The following is a 21,827-nucleotide window of genomic DNA, read 5'->3' on the forward strand; positions in this document are numbered from 1 at the left end:
AGCGAAAAGCCTGCAGGGCCGAGCGACCCGACCAACGGGAGCCGACGCAGCGAAGCAAGTAACAGCGAGCTGCGAAATGGCCCGACCCGAGCGAAGCGAGGGGCAGCCCCAAAAAATCAATCCTAAAATCGTTCTGCTCTGCGCCAAAATGACCATTCTTGCATCTTATAAGGTATAGATTCAATTCACTTAACTGCTATCCTTATGAAATTATTGATGTCTTTTTGTCTGCTGCTCCTCAGTCTCCCTATTTGGGCCAGCGGCTTTCTGATTGTGATGCCCGACGGTAGTGGCAATGGCCGACAGGTTCTGTTTCCGCTAGAAAACCGCAGCACGCAGGTCGAAGTAGAAATTGCCGATTTTATGGCCTCTACTTCCATTAAACAAACTTTTTATAACCCGACGAACAGCCGCTTAGAAGCTTATTTTTTGTTTCCTGTGCCCAAAGAGGTCGTGATTCAGCGATTTGCCATGACGGTGAACGGAAAAATGCAGGAGGCCGAGCTGCTAGATGCCAAAAAGGCTAAGCAAATTTATGAGCAAATTGTTCGGCAGGCCAAAGATCCCGCCCTGCTCGAATATTATAATCAAGAACTATTTAAGGTCCGAATTTTCCCGATTGAGCCCCGATCTGAGCAAAAAATTGAGCTCACTTATCATCAGGCACTCAAAAAAGATGATGGCGGCTTGAGCTATAAACTGCCCATGAATAGCGCTAAATTTTCGGCCAAACCCATCCAGAATATCAGCCTGCGCTTAAAGCTCAGCAATAAGCAAGCGATCAAAAATGTGTATAGTCCCAGCCATGAAATTGAGCTCATCCGCAAAGGGGAAAAGGCAGCTACAGTGGGTTTTGAACAAAAAAACATTCGGCCCGATCGAGATTTCGAGCTCTATTGGCGGGCCGAAGATAAGGCCATTAGTAGCTCTTTATTGCAATACCAAAAGGGCAAAGAAGATGGCTATTTCTTCCTCAATTTGAGTCCAGGCTGGACCGATCCCAAAGCCGTGATGGCCAAGGATGTCGTCTTTGTTTTTGACAAATCGGGCTCTATGTCGGGCAAAAAAATGGAACAGGCCCAAAAAGCCCTAAAATTCTGCGTCGATAATCTGGGACCAGAAGATCGCTTTGAGCTGATCCCTTATTCTACAGAGGCCCAAAGCCTTTTTGGCCAGCTCAAAAGCAATAGCAAAACCAACCGAGAAGAGGCCAAGGAATATATTGACGAGCTGCGCGCTATTGGCGGCACCAATATCGAAGAAGCCCTGCAAATGGCCCTAGACCGCAAAGAAAAAAAGGCCAAACGTCCCTTTTTCGTCATCTTCATGACCGATGGCAAACCCACTATTGGCGAAATTGAGCCCCAAGCTCTTTTAGACAAATTGGCGGGCTACCAAAAAGATCAGGTGCGCATTTTTACCTTTGGGATTGGTAGCGATATCAATACTAAATTGCTGGACCAAATGACCGAAATGTCTAAAGGCTATCGCGATTATGCCCTAGAAGACGAAGATTTAGAACTCAAACTCTCTAACTTCTACCTCAAGGCCGCCTCTCCCGTCCTCAGCAATATCGAATTGGTTTTTGATAAAAATGTAAAGGTAGAACAGCTCTACCCCCGCAAAACGGAGGATCTCTTCCGTGGCGAAAGCCTCAATATTATGGGCCGCTACAAAGGCGAGGGCCCCGCTAAGCTCCAACTCAAAGCCTTGGTCAATGGGGAGGAGAAAACCTTTGACTTCCAACTGGATTTCAAGAAAAAACAAGAGGAACACAGCTTTATTCCCGACCTCTGGGCCCTTAGAGCCGTAGGCTATCTTTTGGACCAAATCCGCTTTAATGGCGAACAAGAAGAACTCAAACAAGAGGTCATCCGCCTAGCCAAAAAGCACGGCATTATTACCCCCTACACCAGCTATTTGATTGTAGAAGACCAGCCAATTGCGACAAATCCAGGCCCCCGTCCCGTTCCTCGCCCTGCACCAAGAGTTTTTGAAGAAGAACTAGACGATCAAGTGCAAAGAGATGCCGCCCAAGGACTCAAAGAAAGCTCTGGAAGCGCCTCGGTCCGTGCTTCTAGACGATTCAAAAAGATGAATCAGGCCCAAAATATGGCAGAAATGGAGCAAGAACGAGCCGAAATGAATAATAAAGACTTGGCCCAAGATAATGCCTCGGCTATTGTCAACCGCTCTGGCCGTGCCCTCTACCGCCAAGGCAATAATTGGGTAGATGCCAATTATCTACTACTGGATAAAGCGCCCAAAAATCTACGTCGGGTGGCCTTCAATTCTAAGGAGTACTTTAAGCTACTTCAAGAAGATGGCCTGCAAGAAATTCTGGCCCTCGGCAATAATATTACCTTCGAATGGAAGGAGGAATGGATTGAAATTTATGAATAAAACAAAAAGGCCAGCTCTTTTCAGAGCTGGCCTTTTTTATCGGTCCAAAATGCGCAATTACTTGAGCATTTCCATACCTACACTACGGTCAATTTTGCGAAGCATACCCAACAAGATGCGGCCACGGCCACCTACTTCGGTAAACTCCTGCATACCATCCGCAATCATTTTTTCTACCGATTGCTGCCAACGCACAGCCCCAGTCAATTGCTGAATCAAGTTCTGCTTGATGACTTCAGGGTCTTGGCTTGGACTAGCCGTTACATTTTGATAAATCGGACAGAAAGGCGCATTAAATTCCGTCTGCTCAATAGCCGCTTGCAAACGATCTTGGGCCATTTTCATCAAGGGAGAATGGAAAGCCCCACCTACCTTGAGCGGAATGACCTTGGCTCCCGCTTCCTTCAATGCTTCAGAGGCTTTAGCCACCCCTTCTACAGAACCCGAAATCACCAATTGACCAGGATTATTGTAGTTGGCTGGTACCACCACTTCTTCCACTTCCGCACAGATTTTCTCCACCAATTCGATATCACGGCTCATAATGGCCGCCATGGTTCCCTCTACCGCTTCACAAGCCGCTTGCATAGCCAAAGCACGCTCCGAAACCAACTTAAGGGCCTCTTCAAAAGAAAGGGCGCCACAAGCAACAAGGGCCGTAAACTCGCCCAAAGAGTGACCCGCCACCGCTTGGGGACGATCCGCCTCTTCTACCTTGGTCAAATAGGTAATGATCGCATGCAAAAATACCGCTGGCTGCGTAATTTTGGTCTGTAGCAAATCTTCTTCGCTACCCTTGCGCATGACTTCTGTAATATCAAATCCAAGAATCTCATTGGCTTGAGCAAAAAGGGCTTGGGCCTGCTCAGAACTTTGGTAAAGCTCCTCACCCATGCCTGCAAATTGGGCACCTTGGCCCGGAAAAATAAAGGCTTTCATATAAAGGTTGAGTTATTTCTAATTTTATTTTGGGGCTGCCCCTCCCTGCGGTCGGGTCGGGCTGTGTACTCCCGTTGGTCATCGAACTGGCGCCCCTATAGGGGCTGGTTGTCGCAGCTCGCTGTTACTTGCTTCGCTGCGTCGGCTCCCGTTGGTCGGGTCGCTCGGCCCTGCGCCGCCTGCGGCAGCTGGGTCTGGCCCTTCGGGCCACTGCTGTCCATCCCTCAGCCGAATTGGCCCCTGCGGGGCCAATTGGACCAGCTGCTATGACTGAACATTCACCATAGAAGTGGGCGGCATGGCCTCATTTCTAATGGCTACCTGCCGCAAGGTCTGACGAGCCACATTCATAAAGGCTTCTTTGGTAATGGGGTCCTCATTCAAAATGGCGGGCAAACCATTGTCTCCCCCCTCACGGATGGCCTGCACCAAGGGAATCTGGCCCAAAAGTACGCTATTCGCTTCTTTGGCCAATTGTTTTCCCCCTCCTTGCCCAAAGATGTAGTACTTATTATTGGGCAATTCGGCTGGCGTAAACCAAGCCATATTTTCCACCACGCCCAAAATGGGAACATTCACATTGGGCAGACGGAACATATTCATGCCCTTGACCGCATCGGCCAAAGAAACCTCCTGTGGAGTAGTGACCATCACGGCCCCCGTTACGGCTACCGTTTGGACCAAAGTGAGCTGCACATCTCCTGTACCCGGAGGCAAATCAATAATCAAATAATCAAGCTCAGGCCATAAGCAATCTTGAAAAAACTGCTTGATGATCCCCGCCAAACGAGGCCCACGAAGCACTACCGCTTGCTCAGGCTCAATAATATAGCCCATAGAAATAGAAGGAATTCCATATTTCTCAATAGGGACAATCTTAGGCTGCCCATTGATGTCCTTAATTCTAGGCCGCTGCTTTTGCAAACCCAACATGGTTGGCAAAGAAGGACCATAAACATCCGCATCCATAATGCCCACTCTAGCCCCCAAAGCCTTTAGGCCTAAAGCTAAGTTGAGTGATACTGTGCTTTTTCCTACACCCCCTTTTCCAGAAGCTACGGCAATGATATTCTTAATCTGAGGTACAATAGAGGTCGGGGCCGTTTGGACCACCGTGGTTTTTACATGCACATGCACCTCCGCCTCAGGAAAAACCGAATTAACGGCCGCTATACAGGCAAAGTTGAGGCTGTTTTTTGTCCCTGCATCCATATTGGCCGGCAGGAGTAGACTAAAACTGACGTTCTTCTCATCAGTTTCGAGCTGCTCCACCATCTGGGCCGAGATAATATCCTCGCCTGACTTAGGATCTTTTACCTCCCGGAGCGCCTCGATAATTTTTTGTTTATTCAGTTCCATAAAATGAACGCTTTTTTAGATGACTGGCTTTTGCTATCTTCAGGCAAACGCCTCCCATCTGAATATGTTTGACAAAAGGGGGCTCAAAACTACGCAACAAAAATCAAAATGAAGAGAACAGAGCGCCCCAAAAATTGGGCAGCTTGGCGAGAACGCCTGCATGTAATTATCTTTGAAGCCGATACCCTCGCTGGAAAAACCTTTGATGTCTTGCTCCTAATTGCCATCTTTTGTAGTGTTTTGGCAGTTTCTCTAGAGAGTGTCCAAGAGTACCAAAAGGATTATGGCGCCCTATTTTATGTCTTGGAATGGGTCTTTACTATTTTCTTTAGCCTAGAGTATATCCTCCGTATTGTCGCCGTTTATCAAGCTAGACGCTATGTCTTTAGTTTTTTTGGCCTAGTTGATTTATTGTCCATTTTGCCCACTTATCTGGGCCTCTTTTTCCCTATTTCTGGGGGCTTATTAACGGTGCGAGCCCTGCGCCTCATCCGCATTTTTCGGATTTTCAAGCTAGGAGGCTTTCTCAATGAGGGCAATCTCCTCTTGGGCGCTCTCTACCGCTCTAGGGCCAAAATTACTGTTTTCCTTAGCTTTATTAGTTTGTTAGTGGTCGTTTTGGGCAGCCTGATGTACCTAATTGAGGGACAGGCTGGCTCTGGCTTTACCTCTATTCCCCGCAGTATTTACTGGGCCATTGTTACCCTAACTACCGTAGGCTATGGCGATATTGCCCCCGCCACCCCTTTGGGCCAATTCGTCGCTGCCCTCATTATGATTTTGGGCTATGGCGTGATTGCGGTCCCTACGGGCATGGTTACAGCCGAAATCATCCAACAAGAAAAAGGCGCCGCCCCTAGCACCCAGGTTTGCAAAGCTTGCCTAAAAGAGGGCCATGCTCAAGATGCTATTTATTGTAAATATTGCGGCGAAGAATTATAAGCTTATCTAAAGACCTCTTTTTTGGGGCTGCCCCTCGCTTCGCTCAGGTCGGGCCATTTCGCAGCTCGCAGGTCTGCTCGGCCCTGCGGCGCTTGCAGCGCCTTGGTCTGCCGCCTTCGGCGGCCCTGCTACAGCCCCTCAGCCGGCGGCTTCGCCGCCTCTAGACCTGTAAAAGGAACTGTTTAAAGTTTTGTCTACGCCCTTTTCTGCGCCTAGAGCTTGTCTCTAAGCGATGATTGGCTAAATCCTGCTTTTAAGCACTAAGCTAAAGGCCCAAATTCTATTCGGATACACAAAATCCTGAACAGTCCCACTGAAAAAGGTCCAGCTATACATCATTCCAGCCTTTTGATGGCTATTTTTTGCTTGGATATATACCGTTCTGCTCTTTTGATGGCTACTTTTTGCGCAGCTATATATCATCCTGCTCTTTTGATGCCTGTTTTTTGCGCAGCTATATATCGTCCTGCTCTTTTGATGCCTGTTTTTTGCGCAGCTATATATCATCCGGCTCTTTTGATAGCTACTTTTTGCGCAGCTATATATCATCCTGCTCTTTTGATGGCTACTTTTTGCGCAGCTATATATCGACCTAGCGATGTGAAAGAGGGCGGCGAAGCCGCAGACCAAGGCCGCAGGGCCGAGCGACCCGACCAACGGGAGCCAACGCAGCGAAGCAAGTAATAGCGAGCCCTAGAACGACAACAAGCCCTTTAAGGCGCAGTTCGACGACCGAAGGGAGTAACCACCTACCGCAGGCAGGAGGCCCCAAAACAGGGCCTTTAAAAAATCATTTTTAAAAAAAGGAGCAAAAAAATTTGACTTTAGGGGAAAAACTGCATCTTGAATGCGGAAATTATTGTTTCATGTTGCAATTCAAGACCAATTGCATCTAACTCCCTCTTTAACTTATGTCTATACCCAAAAGCCAAGCTGCCCAAATTATTCAGCCCGGTCATTTTGAAGCCGACAAACACTGGTATCCCAAAGCGCTTAATGCGACAATTCATCCTATGGTCAACTTCTTTTTGAACTTGGATCAGGAGCGTATTTTAAGACGTTATTGTCATATTCACCCCAAAGTGAGTTACGATAACCTTCGTAAAATCCTCAATTATCAGCCGCAGCAATTTCGCTGGGCGGGGGCCGACCTCATTCATGTGACCACAGAAAAAGGGAACCGCAAGATGGTAGTGATTGAGACCAACTCTTGTCCATCTGGTCAAAAATCTATGCCGCTAACGGATGATTTTCAGGAGCAAGGCGGTTATCGTTTATTGATGGAAAGAACCTTTGCGCCTTTGCTCAAAAGAGGAAAAGTAAAAGGGGGCTTGGCCGTTGTTTATGATAAAAACCCCATGGAAGCTTCGGGTTATGCGGCGGCTATGGCCGATGTTATGCAAGAGCAGGTTTATTATGTGGCTTTTCCCAAAGATGATCCCGACCCATCGGTTCGTTTTGTGGATGCGCAAATGGAAGTTCGGGATGCGGAGGGCAACTGGCAGCCTATTCGGGCGGCTTTCCGTTACCTCACTCAGCGTCCTTGGGATCGTTTGCCGATTTATAGCAAGACCAAAATTTTGAATCCTTCGATTGCTTGTTTGGCTGGGGGGCGCAACAAAATGGTGGCGGCCAAAGCCTACGACATTTATAATTCAGAGATTGCCGACTCTGGGCTGAATATACTTACGCCCGAAACCATTTGGGATGTTTCTAAGAATGAGATTCCGCTTTGGGTGCGCAAACTGGGTGGACAAGCTGTAATCAAAGTGCCTTATAGCAATGCGGGGCAGGGTGTTTATACAATTGTTAGCCAAAAAGAGCTTGATGATTTCATGGAGCAAGAGTTTGAGTACGATCAATTTATTGTGCAGAGCTTGATTGGCAACTACAATTGGAGCTCGACTAGTAAGTTGGGGAAACTCTATCATGTAGGCACCTTGCCCAATGCCAAAGGAGAAAGCTTTGTGGCTGATCTTCGCGTTATGGTTCAGGCTACGCCAGAGGGGATTCGCCCACTTTGCGTTTATGCTCGTCGGGCGGCCTTGCCTTTGGCTCAAGAACTGATTGATGGGACCGACTCTTGGGGCATGCTAGGGACCAACCTCTCTATCAAGCGAGATGATGGGGGTTGGGATAGCGACACCAACCGGTTGATTTTGATGGACCGCAGAGATTTTAATAAATTGGGGGTAGGTCTAGATGATTTGATTGAAGCCTACATTCAAACTACACTTTCTATGATTGCCATTGATAAAATGGCGGCTACACTACTCAACAGTAAGGGGCGGATGCGTACAAAGCTCTTTGAATCGCTTAACAACGACAGCCAGCTCCTCAACCAAATTCTACACTAGTATATGTCTTATAAAATCCTCATCCTCACTGATCCTAGTCGCCATAGCGCGACCAACTCGCTTTATGGTTTGGCTAAAACCCTTAGACAACACCCTAAGGTAGCGGCTGTGCATGTAGCGAGTAGAGCTTTGGCCCAAAATGCCCCTTTTTTCTATCAGATGAGCAGCCAGCAACTGCAGTTGGCAGAAGTAAAAGCGGACTTTGCCTTTCAGGAGGATCAAAGTTGTTTTGCGCCTAGCTTTTCGGGCCAATTGAGTGATTATGATTTTATTTTTCTTCGTCTGCCCCGTCCCCTAGCCGATGGTTTTTTGGAGTGGTTGGGGCAGATTTTTCCAGAAGAACGAATTATTAACCGCCCTTCGGGGATTTTACAAACCAGCTCCAAAGCTTTCTTGCTAGAGATCGCGGAGCATTGTCCGCCTATGGCGCGGATTCGCTCTTTGGCGGAATTAGAAGCCTTTAAGGCTCGTTTTCCGATTGTGCTCAAGCCTTTGCTCAACTATGGGGGGCAGGGCGTTTTGCGCATTCTCGATGATTATGTTTGGGAGGGCAACAACAAGCAGCCCTATACCGAATGGGCCAGTCAGCAAAAAGAGCTCGATTATTTGGGGATGCAATACCTAGAGCGAGTAGCCGAGGGCGACAAGCGAATTGTGGTTTGCAATGGTCAGGTTATCACGGCGGCCATTCGTTTTCCGGCCAAAGATTCTTGGATGTGCAATGTGGCACAGGGCGGGCATGCCGAAGCCAGCCAAGTAAGCCCTGAAGAAGAAGCAATGGTGGCTGCCCTCCACCCTATTCTTCAAGAAAAAGGCATCTTATTATATGGGCTCGACACCTTAATGGGAACAGATGGCAAACGCCTACTTTCCGAACTCAATACCTTGAGTATTGGCGGCATTGCTCCTGCTGGAGAAGCGGCCCTACAAGCTAGTATTGAGGGACTTATTCACTACTTTGATTCTATTTAATGAAAGCACCTAAAATTAAGCAACTCGATTTGGACCTTTTAGAAAAAGGGAAGGTCTATCGTTTTTGGCTCACGCTCACCTCCGATGGTTTTGGAGATCCTTTGGCCATTCCCATTTTTGTGGCTCAGGGGGCGAAACCTGGGCCTATATTGGGCTTGAGTTCAGCTATTCATGGAAATGAAATCAATGGGATTCCCGTTATTCAGCATTTGTTTAATGAATTGGACCCCACTAAGCTTTCAGGGACCATTTTGGCTGCGCCTGTCGTCAATATTCCATCTTTTTTCCGAAAACGTCGTCGTTTTCAGGATAATGTAGACCTCAATCACATCATGCCGGGCAAAGCGCGAGGCAATGTGAGTCAGGCCTATGCCTATGCTTTTTTCCACAAATTTGTGGAGCAGGTTGATTATCTCATTGATTTTCACACAGCTAGCTTTGGTCGGATCAACTCCTATTACATTCGGGCCGACATGAGCAATCAGGTCAGTGCTGAAATGGCTCGCCGGCAGAACCCACAAATTATTTTGCACAACCCAGCCGTTAATGGCACCTTAAGAGGGGCAGCGGAGGCGATAGGGATTCCCGCTATTACCTTAGAGTTGGGCAATCCCAATGTTTTTCAGCCGGCCATCATTGCCCAAAGTCTAGAGGGCGTTTACAATGTATTGGCCATGCTCAATATGTTAGAGCATGCCTATGAGTCTCAGGAGGGAGCCAACATTCCCGTTTGTCAGTCCTCCAAATGGATTTATACTCGCAAGGGGGGGCTCTTGCATGTCCACCCCAAAGTAACTGATTATATTGAAAAGGGGCAGCTCATTGCCCATCAGGAAAACATCTTTGGCGATCGCATTGCAGAATATCGCGCTCCACAGGCAGGAATTATTATTGGCAAAAGTGTGAGTCCAGTCAATAGTTCTGGCGGCCGCATTTTACACCTAGGTATTTTGGAGTAGTTTTTTTGGGGCCTGCCGCCAAAGGCGGCCGGGCCCTTGCAGGGCTCGCAGGGCTGCTCGGCCCTGCGGGCTCATTTCATTTCGCCCTTGGTCTGCCGCTACGCGGCCCCCTTTCAGGCCCCTAGGCCTGCGGCCCTTCGGGCCTGTAGGATGTATATATATACCTATGGGTTGAAACCCACAGCAACCAATAAAGCCAAACTAAGCGCAATAAAAATGAGCCGATGGTTTCAACCATCGGCCCATAATGAGTTGTAATAAACAGCAAACAAGGGCTTTAGCCCGCTCTTTGCATAGCCCCACAACCATGGGCTGAAGCCCATGGCCCAAAACTGCCCAGCCGCCAAAGAAGAAAGCACGGACTGAAAAATGTTTATTTATGGAGGGTTTCAACCTACAGTCTTGGCCGAAGGCCAAACGGCCACAACAAGCCCTTTAGGGCGTCTTCGACGACCAACGGGAGTAACCGATGTGCATGCAAGGCTGCACTACAGGGGCAGCGAAGCAGATAACTAATGAGCTTTGCGAACATGGCTATTCCACTGAGTAGCTGCACGACTGTGAGACCGCATCTAAGCCCATTTTTGATGAGACTGTCGGCAAAATGGACGGCGCAGTAGTAGCGAGCAGCAACGCTTTACCAAATACTATCTTCCCATAAACCAATTGTAGTTAAATATTTCAATTCACCAAAATTTTCGAAACCTGTCCCAACGCTAAAAACACTATTTGGTTGAATTGGCTCTTTGAATACTCCGATAAATGGCACTATAAATTCAACTATTTCAATAGTATTTAATTTGAAGGTTTTTACTTCAGTTTTGAATCTCAAATATATTGAAATATGACCATCCAAATAATATGGATTGTAAATTACTACTCTAGATTTATCTTTTAGTCTAAGAGTATCGTTAATTTTTTTCACAAATTTTATTTCGCCTTGCATTAAAAACGATTGATCATCCATTATTTTATTTTTGCATCTTTTAATATTTTTTGTGCCATTCGTTTATAATAATCTGGATTAGCAAAAACCCTAATCCCTTTTATGGGCCTGCGGCGGCTTCGCCGCCTGTAGGATGGATATATATACCTGTAGGTTGAAACCCACAGCAACAAAAGCGGCCAAACTAAGCACAATAAAATGAGCCGATGGTTGAAACCATCGGCCCATAACTAGCGAGACTAATTTCTTGCGTCTAGAAGGAGCGAAGCGACTGGCCTAGCGATGGTAGGCAGTGCGGTGAAGCCGCAGACCAAGGCCGTCAGGCCGCAGGGCCGAGCGAATAGCGAGCTGCCGAACGTAGCGCCCGCCGAAGGCGGGAGGCCCCAACTACAAATCAATATAGATAGAATAACTGGCCGAGTATGGACGTGAACTAGTACGGATGAACGCCTATCCCAAATATCACCAAATACTATCCAAAATCTTTTCCCACCATTTTTTTTTGTACTTAGGAGTCCCTAGAATTTTTTCCTGTTGTTTCTCTGATAGGCTATTTAAAGGTCTTTTTGTCCAGTATGGTAATTTCACATTTGGCTCAACTTGCCCCCCAAAATCCTTTAAGACCTTTAGTAAATGTCCCTCTAGATAATATAACCTAAAAGTAGTAGTATAAAGTTTTAACTCATTATTATTGGTGTCTACTTCAACTTCCACTGAAGAAGAACCTTCAAGATAGATATCAACATAATAATTCTTTTCTTCTAAATCTAGAGAACTGAAATCAAAGTCAGTACCTGAATTTTTTAACAGAGCACTTCGGATTTCTTTTATTTTGGGTAGATTATTGAATGAAACAATATATTTTAAATGCATTGGCATTGGAAGACTATTTAACAGTTTTATCAAAAAAATCTCTTAATCCATAAGGTGATCTAGTTCCATGGGGAGGTTTTATATAAAAAGTTTTTGGAATATTCATGCCTCCCTTATTCATTAAATCTATACAATATGTCGTGCAGTTTTTCCCACCAAGCAATCCAAACATATTATAGTATGGTGGTCGTAAAACACTTTTTCTAGCTGCAGCCTGTATGAGACTAAACTGTTTGGGATGTATAGATATTTCTTGCCAAGTATATTCTTCAAATTTTTTTGCACTAAATGGTCGATTTCGTGCCAACCCTGGCCTGAGCGTAGCAGTAAGAATCGGATTATCACGACCTTTATAAATTAAATCAAAAACTTCATCATCTAATTGTAAAGCGCTATGCGCCTGTCGAGAAGAACGCCCCGTTTTTGTTCCTAGTTTAATTATTTTTTTAGTTCCTGATTGAGCTAGATCCGTAAAAGAAGTAGGAGGCAAACTATAACCTGTCGCATATTCAACAGCTTGATCTGCCACTTCATCAGCAATCTCACGTGCAACATTTGAAGACATTCCACTTGCAGCTATGACCAGCCCTGGTCCTGCTACTACGGCAACGGTCCCCATAGTGCCTACAACACTGCTTACCCCTCTTCCATAATCACTCGAATAGATGCCACTATTCCAACTCGCCCTCCACTTGTCAGCATAAGGTGAATTCGGATCATAAATTGGTTCGTACCGTCCTTCTGCAATACGCGATTCTATATTGTTGACAATTGGGTTATTTCCCCTTTTTTTCAGCTTTAGGTAAGTATTGACATCCGCTTGGGTATAGCCTATACTTCTCATATACTTGATAAACGCAGCACGCTTTTTAGCATGTTTACCTGCTTTGCCTTTTGTAATAGCTGCTCTCTCGGTCCAGCCACCATATTCCTCATCCCAAACTTGCCCATTGGCTTCTCTATGTTCAATTTCTTCCTCTGAACAGTCAGGACATCCCGAATCTGCCCCTAAAGGATCTACATAGTAAATTGGGTTGCCATCAAAAGCCGAATAAGGAGACATTCCTGCATGAATCACAGGGTCCGTAGACCACCAGCGGCCTATGCGCCCATCTAGCTCTCTAAAGTATGTAGTATGATGCCCTGAGCCAATTTCTGGGCTTTTGCGCATTCCAAAAAACGAGGTCTAAAGATACTATTTTTTGGGGCCTGCCGCCTGCGGCGGCCGGGCCCTTGCAGGGCTCGCAGATCTGCTCGGCCCTGCGCCAGCAAGCTGGCTGGGTCTGCCGCTACGCGGCACCCTTGCAGGCCCCTAGGCCTGCGGCGGCTTCGCCGCCTGTAGGATGGATATATATACCTGTAGGTTGAAACCCACTGCAACAAAAGCGGCCATACTAAGCACAATAAAAATGAGCCGATGGTTAAAACCATCGGCCCATAACTAGAAAGACTAATCTCTTGCATCTAGAAGAAGCGACTGGCCACAACAAGGCTGAAAGCCGCAGTTCGACGACCAACGGGAGTAACCGATGTGCAGGGGTGGCCGAAGGCCAGACCAAGCGGGCGCAGCCCGCGCAGGGCCGAGCGAACAGCGAGCCCCGAAACGTAGCGCCCGCCGAAGGCGGGAGGCCCCGCTTAAAAACCAACTACCAATCTGGCTGGCTGTATAATTTACCAACATCTAGTTTGTAGTATACCCTATTTATCTCTTTAGCAGAACTTGAATTAGGGTAGTAATCAAATTCTATTCGCCAATAATAATCATCTGTTTTATATACGACTATCTTATCCTCAAATATTTTCGCCCATTCTATAATATAATATCCACAATACGCATAGGTATAAGTTTTGATAATTAACTCCCCATCCTTAATTAAATAATAACCAGCAAAACCATTAACCATATTATTGGCCACCTCATTATTTAGACTGTCTAATCCTGTACTAGCATACAACTTACCGTCTGCAAAAAAACGCATAAAATAACATTTTGGTGAATCATAAATAGCTGGATCATCACATTCATAATAAATCGCATTTGTATCTATCAAATCTTTGGGGTAAAGGTCCTCTGCTTTGGTCACATACGAATCCTTAAACTTTCGGGGAATTTGATTTCCTTTAGCTGTAGTCGTTGCAGAACAAATAGCGCAAGAATATTGCAGCAAAAGCAGCAAGCCAACTAGGGCCAGTTGATATGAGCGGTAGTTCTTCTTTTTCATAAAAATGATTTTGTTATACGATCAGAGCGGTGGCAAAAATTTAGGACGGCATAAGAGAAAATCTGCCCCGAAAAGCACTTAGGGATGCATATTAGCGGTATGGTCAGCAGATATTATTACACCACGTCGGTTGTATTCAAACAATGGTGTCTTCACTACATATGTATGAATAAAGTGTTGGAACCAACCATCTGTGAGTATATCTACAGTAACGCCATTAGTTCGAATAAAGGTCGAAGCTAGATTTAGAGATTGATGATATGGTGTTTGACTAAACATAATTTTCCCTGTAATTGGGTCTATAATTAGTTTTCTTTTGTTTCGTTCAATATCTATCTCAAACTTTCCAGTAAAGCTTTGATATCCTCCTTCATATATCCTTCCCCGAATCCTTGCTATAAGGATCAGTCCTCCAGTCCAGCCCCAATCTGTCTGACTGGCTATCCAGTCTAAATCTCCTTTGTTCAATATACCCATTTTTTCCAATCTTGATATGGCAAGACCAAGTAATGAAAAGAGCTTCATGTCATTATTGGCATAAAAAGAGAAATTTCCAATTCTAGCTCCAATAATCCCCTGATTGGTAAGCTCGCTAATAGCTGTATTATAAGTCCACATATGTCCAAAAGTAGCTGAATAACGCTGTTGATTTGGAATTGCAGACGCTGTCATATTGTTCAATGTATAAATATCCATTACGTCTCCCGTCCCCATATCACTACCAAAAGTTCCATGAAACGCTAATGTTGCATCCATTCCAATAGGTTGCTGTTCAGAAGTTCCCAACCCTCCGGAATACACACTCATTGACAAATCCATAACTCCCTGCACGTTTTCTCCTCGTAAACCAGCGCTTATGGTTCCACTAACATGGAATGGTATTTTCTTTTTGTGGCTAAGTCCTACCTTTAGTTTTAATTGAGCTCCTAATACCCCCTTAACAGGAGGGCCAGCTCCAGCAGCCACTTCTGCCACATAACTCTTCGAAAAAGAGGTAGAGCTAATTTCCGTTGATACAGCAACTTTATATTCAGATTCCGTTATACTAGATTCACTCCAAGTGGGACATTCTAGACCAGGACTAACTACACTTGCCCCAGAAGCATCCGTATAATAAATCGGATTTCCATCAAAGGTATTATAGGGCGATTGATGTGGGAAGGTAATGGGGTCCGTAGACCACCAGCGGCCCATCCGCCCATCTAGCTCTCTAAAGTATGTAGTATGATGCCCTGAGCCAATTTCTGGGCTTTTGCGCATTCCATTATGGCCATATTCTGGAGGAATAGCCCCAGGAAAGTTCCGGCCAGGCATTTCCCAACCGTAGGCATAAGCATCTGTAGCCGATAATACATCTGCAAGATAGTAAGTTGCTACTGTTAAGTCTGTTCCCATTGGAAGCTTAATATCGCTAATTTCCATCCGCAAATCTCCTCGGAAATTGCTTAGCGCATAACGATGATAGCCTCTTTCGTTTTGATACTGTACAGGAGCTGCGCTATCTATATCACTATAAAACGCTATGCCTTCTCTTCTCAATGTCGCCACGCCCAGTTCTTGCGTACGCAAATAAACTGCTGTCGCAATCTCTGTCGTCACTGTTGAGTAGGGCGTCCAAGTGGGTTTGGCTTCATACTCATAAGTAGCTTCCAATGCCCCTGAAGCACCTCTTAGGTAAACGGTATACTGCCAGTAATCAGCATTTTCAGCTTGTATAATCTTAAGTGTTCGATGGCCATCTAGGCCATAGCGATAAGACACATCGGCCTTGCCACTAGCTGTAGTATAATCTACCTTTGCTAACTTACCTGAAGGCGTCCAATGCAACTGTTCTACATCTTCTCGTTTGTTGGATAGCAAAGAGCCATTAGCATCATACTCATAGTTTTCTGTGGTCGATCCATATAGTTCTCCATCTATCAACTGAGTACTAACGCCATCTTCAATTTTTAATAGCTGGTTATTTTTGAAATCTAGTGAATTAACGGTCCCCCCCCCATTAACTGATTGATAGTGATATCTAAAATCATCAATCAACTGGGCATTGCCTTCATAGCGCTCCAAGCTAAGTAAGTTCCCATTAGCATCAAAGCTATAATTAGTAGCCCATTTCATACTTGTGGGGTTAGCAGACCAAGGTGCATTCGTCGATAGACTAGCGGCAGTAGCAGTAGCATTGCGAACAGCAGTCAACCGATTCAATTGATCATAACGGTAGCTCTTCCAGATGACATCCATAGCCTCCTGCTGCCCACTCACATATTCAGGGGCAGTCATAGACAACACTACAGAACTAATGTTTCCATTAAAGAGTTCTTGCTCATAATCAGTGGGTAAGTTGAGCATAGCTGCTCTTTGTCCGTTTGCGGTAGTTGATATTGCCTGATAATCATTCTGATGGTAATGTACGCCATAAGAAAAGACATCTTCTGCCACTCGGGCATGTATATCTGCAATTTGATGAATATCACTTAGAGCTTGGCCATCTCTACCGGGGTCTCGTCTTTGCCCCGAACTGGGATCAACCACAGACAAAGCATTTCCATTCATTGACTTTAGTTGTCCATTTAGTGTATAGACATAATCTAAGCCCTGTACTTTATGTTCGCCTAACTCTACCCGTCTTAATGGACCATGTAAATAATATTCATAGCTAGTCTCCTCATTCCAAATAAATCCATTAACGGAAGAATAGGCTTTTTTGAGGCGGTTATTTGCATCATAGCTATAGCGGAAAGAAAGCTCATCTTTCTTCCCTTTCTGATAATTTACTTCATGAACAGCTCCAGAAATAAGATCAAAATCGTACTCCCAGTTTTTCACTGTTGAATAAGCCAAGTAGCTATAATACTGTCCAAAATTTGTGACATTCCCCATCACATCATAGCTATACAGCTCTTCCTCTTCAATATTTACCCCATCAGGCAAATACTGTCGGGCACTTACTCTGTTTCTTAAATGCTGTTGTTGGCCATCTAAACTACTGACTAGAGTAGTTGCTAGAGGCTCATCAAAATAGATTTTACGTACCTCTGTTTTTTGCCAACCTTTATAGGTTACATAGTAATTGGGGAAATTTTGATTGTAGATTTCATTTTGGTCGGTTAACCACTCTTGAGTTATATAATCTGCTATAGACTTTCCAATAGACTCCTCTACAACTCCTGTTTCTACAGTCCGCCCTAAATCATCATAAATGATATAAGAAGCCTTGCCATCAATTTCTTGTTGGGCATCTTGAGAAAAAATTGGACGGCCTAATTTATCGTAATAAAGCTGCACTACTCCTTCATCTGGAGAACTATTACTAACCACCTGATTATATGCATTGTATACATAATGAGAAGGCATACTATGCTCAGGCAAGCAGTTCGCTGTAAGCGTACTTGCATTAGCCCGTGCAGCATCTACGGCGGGATAATTAGCAGGGTCTAAAAAGTGAACTCCTGCAGGAGGAATGGTTCGCTCCAAATTCCCTACAGCATCATAATAATACAGTGTATAATGGTAAGTTCTATTTGTAGAAGTCATGGTCATCCGATCTTCTACTGCAGCACATTCCGCAAGTAATTGACTACGAAGCGCTCTAATTTTTTCATCAATAGCAGCTTCTACGGCTAGATTTGTATAATGTGTAGAGAGAGCAGCTTCTTGTTCTTCACAAGATATAGTTTCATCATCTGCCCAACATTGAAGTTCTTCTGGTACAGCTGCAATTGTGCAAGAATTATAAGTTCCTCCTGTCGTTAATAAATCAATAAATGCCTGATAATCTTCTATATCTGTGAATCCACCTACTGGTGCTTCTGATTCACAATAATTTGACCAACACTCCACTATATCTCCATCCAAAGCTAAACCAGGATTAGCCTCATTGAGTAAATTGGCAACAGCAGTATAAGGAGGTGTTCCATCCAAAGCTAAACTAGAATTAGCTTCATTGAGCAAATTTCCTACAGCAGTATTAGAAGGTGTTCCATCCCCCACTGTCGTTAATAGATCATTGATTCCCTCACAAAAACATACTTCTATGGTTGTTGCTTGATCATTACAACTAACTTCTATAAAGTTTTCGGTAACAATAGTCTGAAGACTGCCAGAATAATATCTATCTAGTGCCAAATTTAAGGTAACATACTCACTAGCTTGATTAGAAACGGTCCCTGTTGATGGGTCATAAATAGATTCTGTAGCAGGAACTCTCACTTCAACTACAATTTCATCAGAGGTTCCTCCTTCTCTTACTGTTGCTTGTATATTAAAGTTATTGGCTGTATTTATACTAGACAGCTGAGCATCCAGATTTGCCTGAATGGTCGGAATTCTATCCCAATAGGTTCCTGCTGAATAATAAACATCAAAGGCTGAAGACAAATCATAAACTTGCGGGCTAGTCACTCCTTTTTCAATAAAAAGGGTATATGAACCTGAGGCATTTGTTAAGGATTCTGAGATGACTAACTCTGCACTTAAATAACCACAAGCAGGTAATACTGCATTAGCATTTGCATAATCATTAACTGCATCAATGTTTAAGCTACCATCAGTATTTGTAAATGCTCCTGCTACATTTGCCTCTTGACTTCCTCTTTGAGGAATTCTAATTACGTAAAAAGAACTTGTAGAATACTGATGAGAGGCTAAACCTAGCTCACTGTCATCATCAGACAAAAACGAGCAATTAGCTGCAGTTGCTGCAAAGTAGTTATCAATCTCCTTATCTCTAATTTGACGGTAATGTTGTTTAAAGATTTCCCAAGCTGTAACATCTGGATCTGCTGCAGCAATTCCTTCTGCAACCTCCCAAAGCGTTTGCCCAGATCCACCATAATTACAGAGCTCTGATCCAATTTCAGTAACAAGGTCATATGGCCCTAAATCAAATTGATTTGGGTCTATAATAGGATCTCCTACAAAAAGAGGGTGGCTTTCCCAATCGTTACTTCTCATTTGTTGACAAGCTACTGGACTTAACCAATCACCATTAGCATCTAGAATCCCTGCAGCCTGTGCCTCTGCTTCTGTCATTGTCATAAAACCAGCTGTACCATAAGCATAGTCTCTCGCCAATACATAAGGTGAGTTTTCAGCACAAAAAGCCTCATAAATACAGTACTCTGGATGTTCTGTAACTAAAATATCTTCCCAGCCAGCTTGCCAATTATCTCGTACCTCATTCCAGTTTTGTGCTGAGGTTAATGTTCCTGTAGTGGGGTCTATATAGTCAAAGTCATAATTTCCCGCTCCAGTAGTTAAGTTATGTGTTAGCCAAAAATTATTCGCTGTATTAGTGCTGTTAATGGCTAAATTATCAAAATACTGTCCCTCAGGGCTCATATCTGCAGCCAAGATGTTATATGTTGCCTCACAATAGATATCTGATGATGACAAATTACTTTCTATGGTCTCATTACAGCCTAAATCAACTACAACTTCATATTGACTAAAATCAATACAGTCATCTGTAGTAGGATCTACACCTTGTTGGCCTCCAGCTATATAATCCTGATACTCTTGATATTGCTGCTCTAATTCTGTTCTAAAGTCAGCCAGTTGAGTACTCACATTTACTAGGCGAACTGATTTCTCAATAAGGTAACTTCCTATTGGGAAGTCTGTTCCAGTAGTAATCGTAAAAGTAACTGTTGTGCTATTTATTGACGAAAGTGCATTCATGTCACTCAACACTACAGCCGTTTGCCCTCCTAAATTAACATTACTTACCCCTGCTGTAGTATTAGCCAATATATACTCATTCGAAGCATCATCATACAACTTAATCTGTAATTCATACTCGCAATCTCCTGTAAGACAGGGCGAGCTAAATTCTCCAGGATTAAAAGTATATTCAAAAGTGTAAGTCTCATTGAGACTCAAGGGCGTAAATGGTCGACTAGATCGCCATACAACATCATCTCCATCTATTTCTTGTCTATTATGCTGTTGTAGATCAAGATCGATGGTTTCAACCTGATTGAGGTAGCTCGCATAATGATAATTAGCTAAATTTAAATCATCTAGCATGGCGGTCCCATTATGCTCTGGAGCACCACCTACTAATGCAGTTGCAATAACTTGCCCAGAAAGCGTCTCATAAGAAACAGAAACTTGACCATTTTGGTCAATAACTGCGGTCTTTCGATAATGCTCGCTATAGCCCACCTCGGCACCAAATAGTTTATCTAACTCTCTTTGGTCAACCGTTCCATAAATATATTTAACTCCATGACCGCCATCTTTGTTATACGTTTTTCCTACTCCATAACTCTCTTTTATCCGGCCCTGATTATCAAAAACAGATTGAGCATAAAGCGCCCCCTCTCCATCGGGAGTATAGGCCCCTAATTCATTATTGGCATGAGCTTGATTGGCAGAATAATACTGAGCTGTACCAGAAGTCGTTGCCAATAAGGCCGGAGCAGAACCACTATAATGTTGGTCCAAATCAAAATCTACTGCCGAATAAGGCTTATTCGTCTGAGCAGATATATTATAATTTTCATAATACTTTAATTCACTAGAAAGATCCGGGCTGGGACTAGCCGCTATAGCCAAAGCTTGACGTCCCTCAAAATCATAAACCGTTTCTCCAATTAGTGCTACTTTTGTATCATTATCTTTAGTTACAGATTGTCGTAAACGTCCTGTTCCATCTGCAAAGCTCAAAAGCTCTGTCCGCTTTCCATTTTCAGCATAAGCTGCCGAATATAGCCAGTTTTTTGCTGCCGAACCATTTGTGCTTCCATCATAAGGAGGAATATCTCCATTATCGTGTACAAAAATAAAAGGTCCTTCCATCCAAGCAGTATAAACTGCTTGCTTTTTTGTTGTAGATTGACCAACCGCTCGCACTCTAAAGAAAAGCGCTCCTGACTCATAAGGGAGTTCCAAGGTATAGCGATTTCCTTTCAAATTTACTCGGCTAGCCTTTTCCCAACCATATGCTTCCACGTAATCTCTGATGTCACCACCAATCAACTGATCAGAGATATGCATCCATTCAAAATCATAAGAAGTCGCCCCTTCTAAAAAAGGCCAAACATAAGTTGTTTGTCGTTTAGTAAGGTCTAAAGATTGACGAGTTAAGGCAAAACTTGCCCCTAAATCTAAGCTGAAATAGCGTTCAATCTCTACTCTCGTTTCCAAGTAGAGATCTTCAAAAAAATCAACTCGAACCGAGGGCTCTTGCTGAAGCGTCCCTCCTCGTTCTGCATAAGCAATAGATTGTATCTGAGCCACTACTTTATGAGCATTAGGCACTCGAACACCAGCCTGATCTGTAAACACTTGATTATGTCCAGGCTCATAGTTAATCGTCAACGTCTCTAGTGTTGTGGGCAACGGATCTCCATTTGCGGCCCAACTATAGATTTTCACAACTACCTCATAGGTCCAATCATGAGGAAATACAATTCCATCGCTTCCTTCCCACTTCAGATTCACAAATGCATCAGCCTTTACATTGGTAAATCGCTTTGATTGATCAAAAGCAGTAGCTCCTAGCCCCAAATCCTCCCAATCTGAGTTGGCCTGCATGTAGGTATACCAAATATCTTCGGTTCCTATTTGAGCCGTATTTGTTATTTGTGTACCATGCAACTCATTGGATAATGATGAGGTCTGTGCTTTAGCTGCCATTTGCCCTAAAAGACAAATCAAAATCACTAAAATGGCTTTATGTATACTTTGTATTTTCATTACAGATTGATTTATAAGGCAAGTAGGCTATTGGATTTTTAGGTCCTAGATCTTAACGCTAATTTTTTTGTTACTCACTAAAGATGTTCTCTAGTAAAATAGGTGCATTTCTTTTTGGGGCTTCCCCTCCCTTTGGTCGGGTCGGGCTGTACCGCAG

General features: G+C 44.2%; 12 protein-coding genes. 5 read left to right on the forward strand and 7 right to left on the reverse strand.

Going from position 1 to position 21,827, the window contains the following annotated elements; translation table 11 throughout:
- Positions 1–204 precede the first annotated feature (204 nt).
- A complete protein-coding gene (locus PPO43_RS01400; RefSeq protein ID WP_272620003.1) occupies positions 205–2,403 on the forward strand; it encodes a VIT domain-containing protein in 2,199 nt (732 codons plus the stop codon).
- 57 nt (positions 2,404–2,460) lie between these two features.
- On the opposite strand, the gene fabD is transcribed toward PPO43_RS01400, so the two are convergent.
- Together fabD and PPO43_RS01410 are read right to left on the reverse strand one after the other, a co-directional pair.
- Positions 2,461–3,342: an ACP S-malonyltransferase gene (fabD, locus tag PPO43_RS01405; protein WP_272620004.1), complete on the reverse strand. Its 882-nt coding sequence runs from the start codon at positions 3,340–3,342 to the stop codon at positions 2,461–2,463.
- 264 nt (positions 3,343–3,606) lie between these two features.
- Positions 3,607–4,701 carry an Mrp/NBP35 family ATP-binding protein gene (locus tag PPO43_RS01410; protein ID WP_272620005.1) on the reverse strand — a complete coding sequence of 365 codons (1,095 nt, stop codon included), beginning with the start codon at positions 4,699–4,701 and terminating at the stop codon, positions 3,607–3,609.
- A 108-nt stretch (positions 4,702–4,809) separates the two neighbouring features.
- Here PPO43_RS01410 and PPO43_RS01415 point away from each other — a divergent pair, with 108 nt between their 5' ends.
- The 4 genes from PPO43_RS01415 to PPO43_RS01430 all read left to right on the forward strand — a co-directional run bounded on the left by PPO43_RS01415 (position 4,810) and on the right by PPO43_RS01430 (position 9,931).
- Entirely contained in the window at positions 4,810–5,643 is an 834-nt protein-coding gene (locus tag PPO43_RS01415; RefSeq protein WP_272620006.1) for an ion transporter, read from the forward strand.
- Positions 5,644–6,554: 911 nt separating this feature from the next.
- Positions 6,555–8,000, forward strand: coding sequence for a hypothetical protein (locus PPO43_RS01420; protein WP_272620007.1), 1,446 nt, complete (start codon positions 6,555–6,557; stop codon positions 7,998–8,000).
- 3 nt (positions 8,001–8,003) lie between these two features.
- Positions 8,004–8,972, forward strand: coding sequence for an ATP-grasp domain-containing protein (locus PPO43_RS01425; protein WP_272620008.1), 969 nt, complete (start codon positions 8,004–8,006; stop codon positions 8,970–8,972).
- A complete protein-coding gene (locus PPO43_RS01430; RefSeq protein ID WP_272620009.1) occupies positions 8,972–9,931 on the forward strand; it encodes a succinylglutamate desuccinylase/aspartoacylase family protein in 960 nt (319 codons plus the stop codon). The genes PPO43_RS01425 and PPO43_RS01430 overlap by 1 nt, the downstream gene beginning before the upstream one ends.
- 637 nt (positions 9,932–10,568) lie before the next feature.
- Here PPO43_RS01430 and PPO43_RS01435 read toward each other — a convergent pair.
- The 5 genes from PPO43_RS01435 to PPO43_RS01455 all read right to left on the reverse strand — a co-directional run bounded on the left by PPO43_RS01435 (position 10,569) and on the right by PPO43_RS01455 (position 21,670).
- Positions 10,569–10,898 carry a hypothetical protein gene (locus tag PPO43_RS01435; RefSeq protein ID WP_272620010.1) on the reverse strand — a complete coding sequence of 110 codons (330 nt, stop codon included), beginning with the start codon at positions 10,896–10,898 and terminating at the stop codon, positions 10,569–10,571.
- Positions 10,899–11,339: 441 nt separating this feature from the next.
- Positions 11,340–11,756, reverse strand: a complete 417-nt coding sequence (locus PPO43_RS01440; RefSeq protein WP_272620011.1) for a hypothetical protein — start codon at positions 11,754–11,756, stop codon at positions 11,340–11,342.
- Between the two features lie 7 nt (positions 11,757–11,763).
- The gene (locus tag PPO43_RS01445; RefSeq protein WP_272620012.1) at positions 11,764–12,921 is read right to left on the reverse strand and encodes a hypothetical protein; all 1,158 of its coding nucleotides are present in this window, start codon (positions 12,919–12,921) and stop codon (positions 11,764–11,766) included.
- A 475-nt stretch (positions 12,922–13,396) separates the two neighbouring features.
- On the reverse strand, positions 13,397–13,972 hold the full coding sequence (locus tag PPO43_RS01450) for a hypothetical protein (RefSeq protein WP_272620013.1): 576 nt from the start codon (positions 13,970–13,972) through the stop codon (positions 13,397–13,399).
- A gap of 78 nt (positions 13,973–14,050) precedes the next feature.
- Positions 14,051–21,670: an RHS repeat protein gene (locus PPO43_RS01455; protein ID WP_272620014.1), complete on the reverse strand. Its 7,620-nt coding sequence runs from the start codon at positions 21,668–21,670 to the stop codon at positions 14,051–14,053.
- Positions 21,671–21,827: the final 157 nt, after the last annotated feature.

Source organism: Saprospira sp. CCB-QB6 (assembly GCF_028464065.1).
Classification (GTDB): Bacteria; Bacteroidota; Bacteroidia; order Chitinophagales; family Saprospiraceae; genus Saprospira.

Excerpts from the sequence above, each read along its gene's own strand:
- PPO43_RS01400 (WP_272620003.1), top strand. The coding sequence starts at position 205 with ATGAAATTATTGATGTCTTTTTGTCTGCTGCTCCTCAGTCTCCCTATT.
- fabD (WP_272620004.1), bottom strand. The coding sequence starts at position 3,342 with ATGAAAGCCTTTATTTTTCCGGGCCAAGGTGCCCAATTTGCAGGCATG.
- PPO43_RS01410 (WP_272620005.1), bottom strand. The coding sequence starts at position 4,701 with ATGGAACTGAATAAACAAAAAATTATCGAGGCGCTCCGGGAGGTAAAA.
- PPO43_RS01415 (WP_272620006.1), top strand. The coding sequence starts at position 4,810 with ATGAAGAGAACAGAGCGCCCCAAAAATTGGGCAGCTTGGCGAGAACGC.
- PPO43_RS01420 (WP_272620007.1), top strand. The coding sequence starts at position 6,555 with ATGTCTATACCCAAAAGCCAAGCTGCCCAAATTATTCAGCCCGGTCAT.
- PPO43_RS01425 (WP_272620008.1), top strand. The coding sequence starts at position 8,004 with ATGTCTTATAAAATCCTCATCCTCACTGATCCTAGTCGCCATAGCGCG.
- PPO43_RS01430 (WP_272620009.1), top strand. The coding sequence starts at position 8,972 with ATGAAAGCACCTAAAATTAAGCAACTCGATTTGGACCTTTTAGAAAAA.
- PPO43_RS01435 (WP_272620010.1), bottom strand. The coding sequence starts at position 10,898 with ATGGATGATCAATCGTTTTTAATGCAAGGCGAAATAAAATTTGTGAAA.
- PPO43_RS01440 (WP_272620011.1), bottom strand. The coding sequence starts at position 11,756 with ATGCCAATGCATTTAAAATATATTGTTTCATTCAATAATCTACCCAAA.
- PPO43_RS01445 (WP_272620012.1), bottom strand. The coding sequence starts at position 12,921 with ATGCGCAAAAGCCCAGAAATTGGCTCAGGGCATCATACTACATACTTT.
- PPO43_RS01450 (WP_272620013.1), bottom strand. The coding sequence starts at position 13,972 with ATGAAAAAGAAGAACTACCGCTCATATCAACTGGCCCTAGTTGGCTTG.
- PPO43_RS01455 (WP_272620014.1), bottom strand. The coding sequence starts at position 21,670 with ATGAAAATACAAAGTATACATAAAGCCATTTTAGTGATTTTGATTTGT.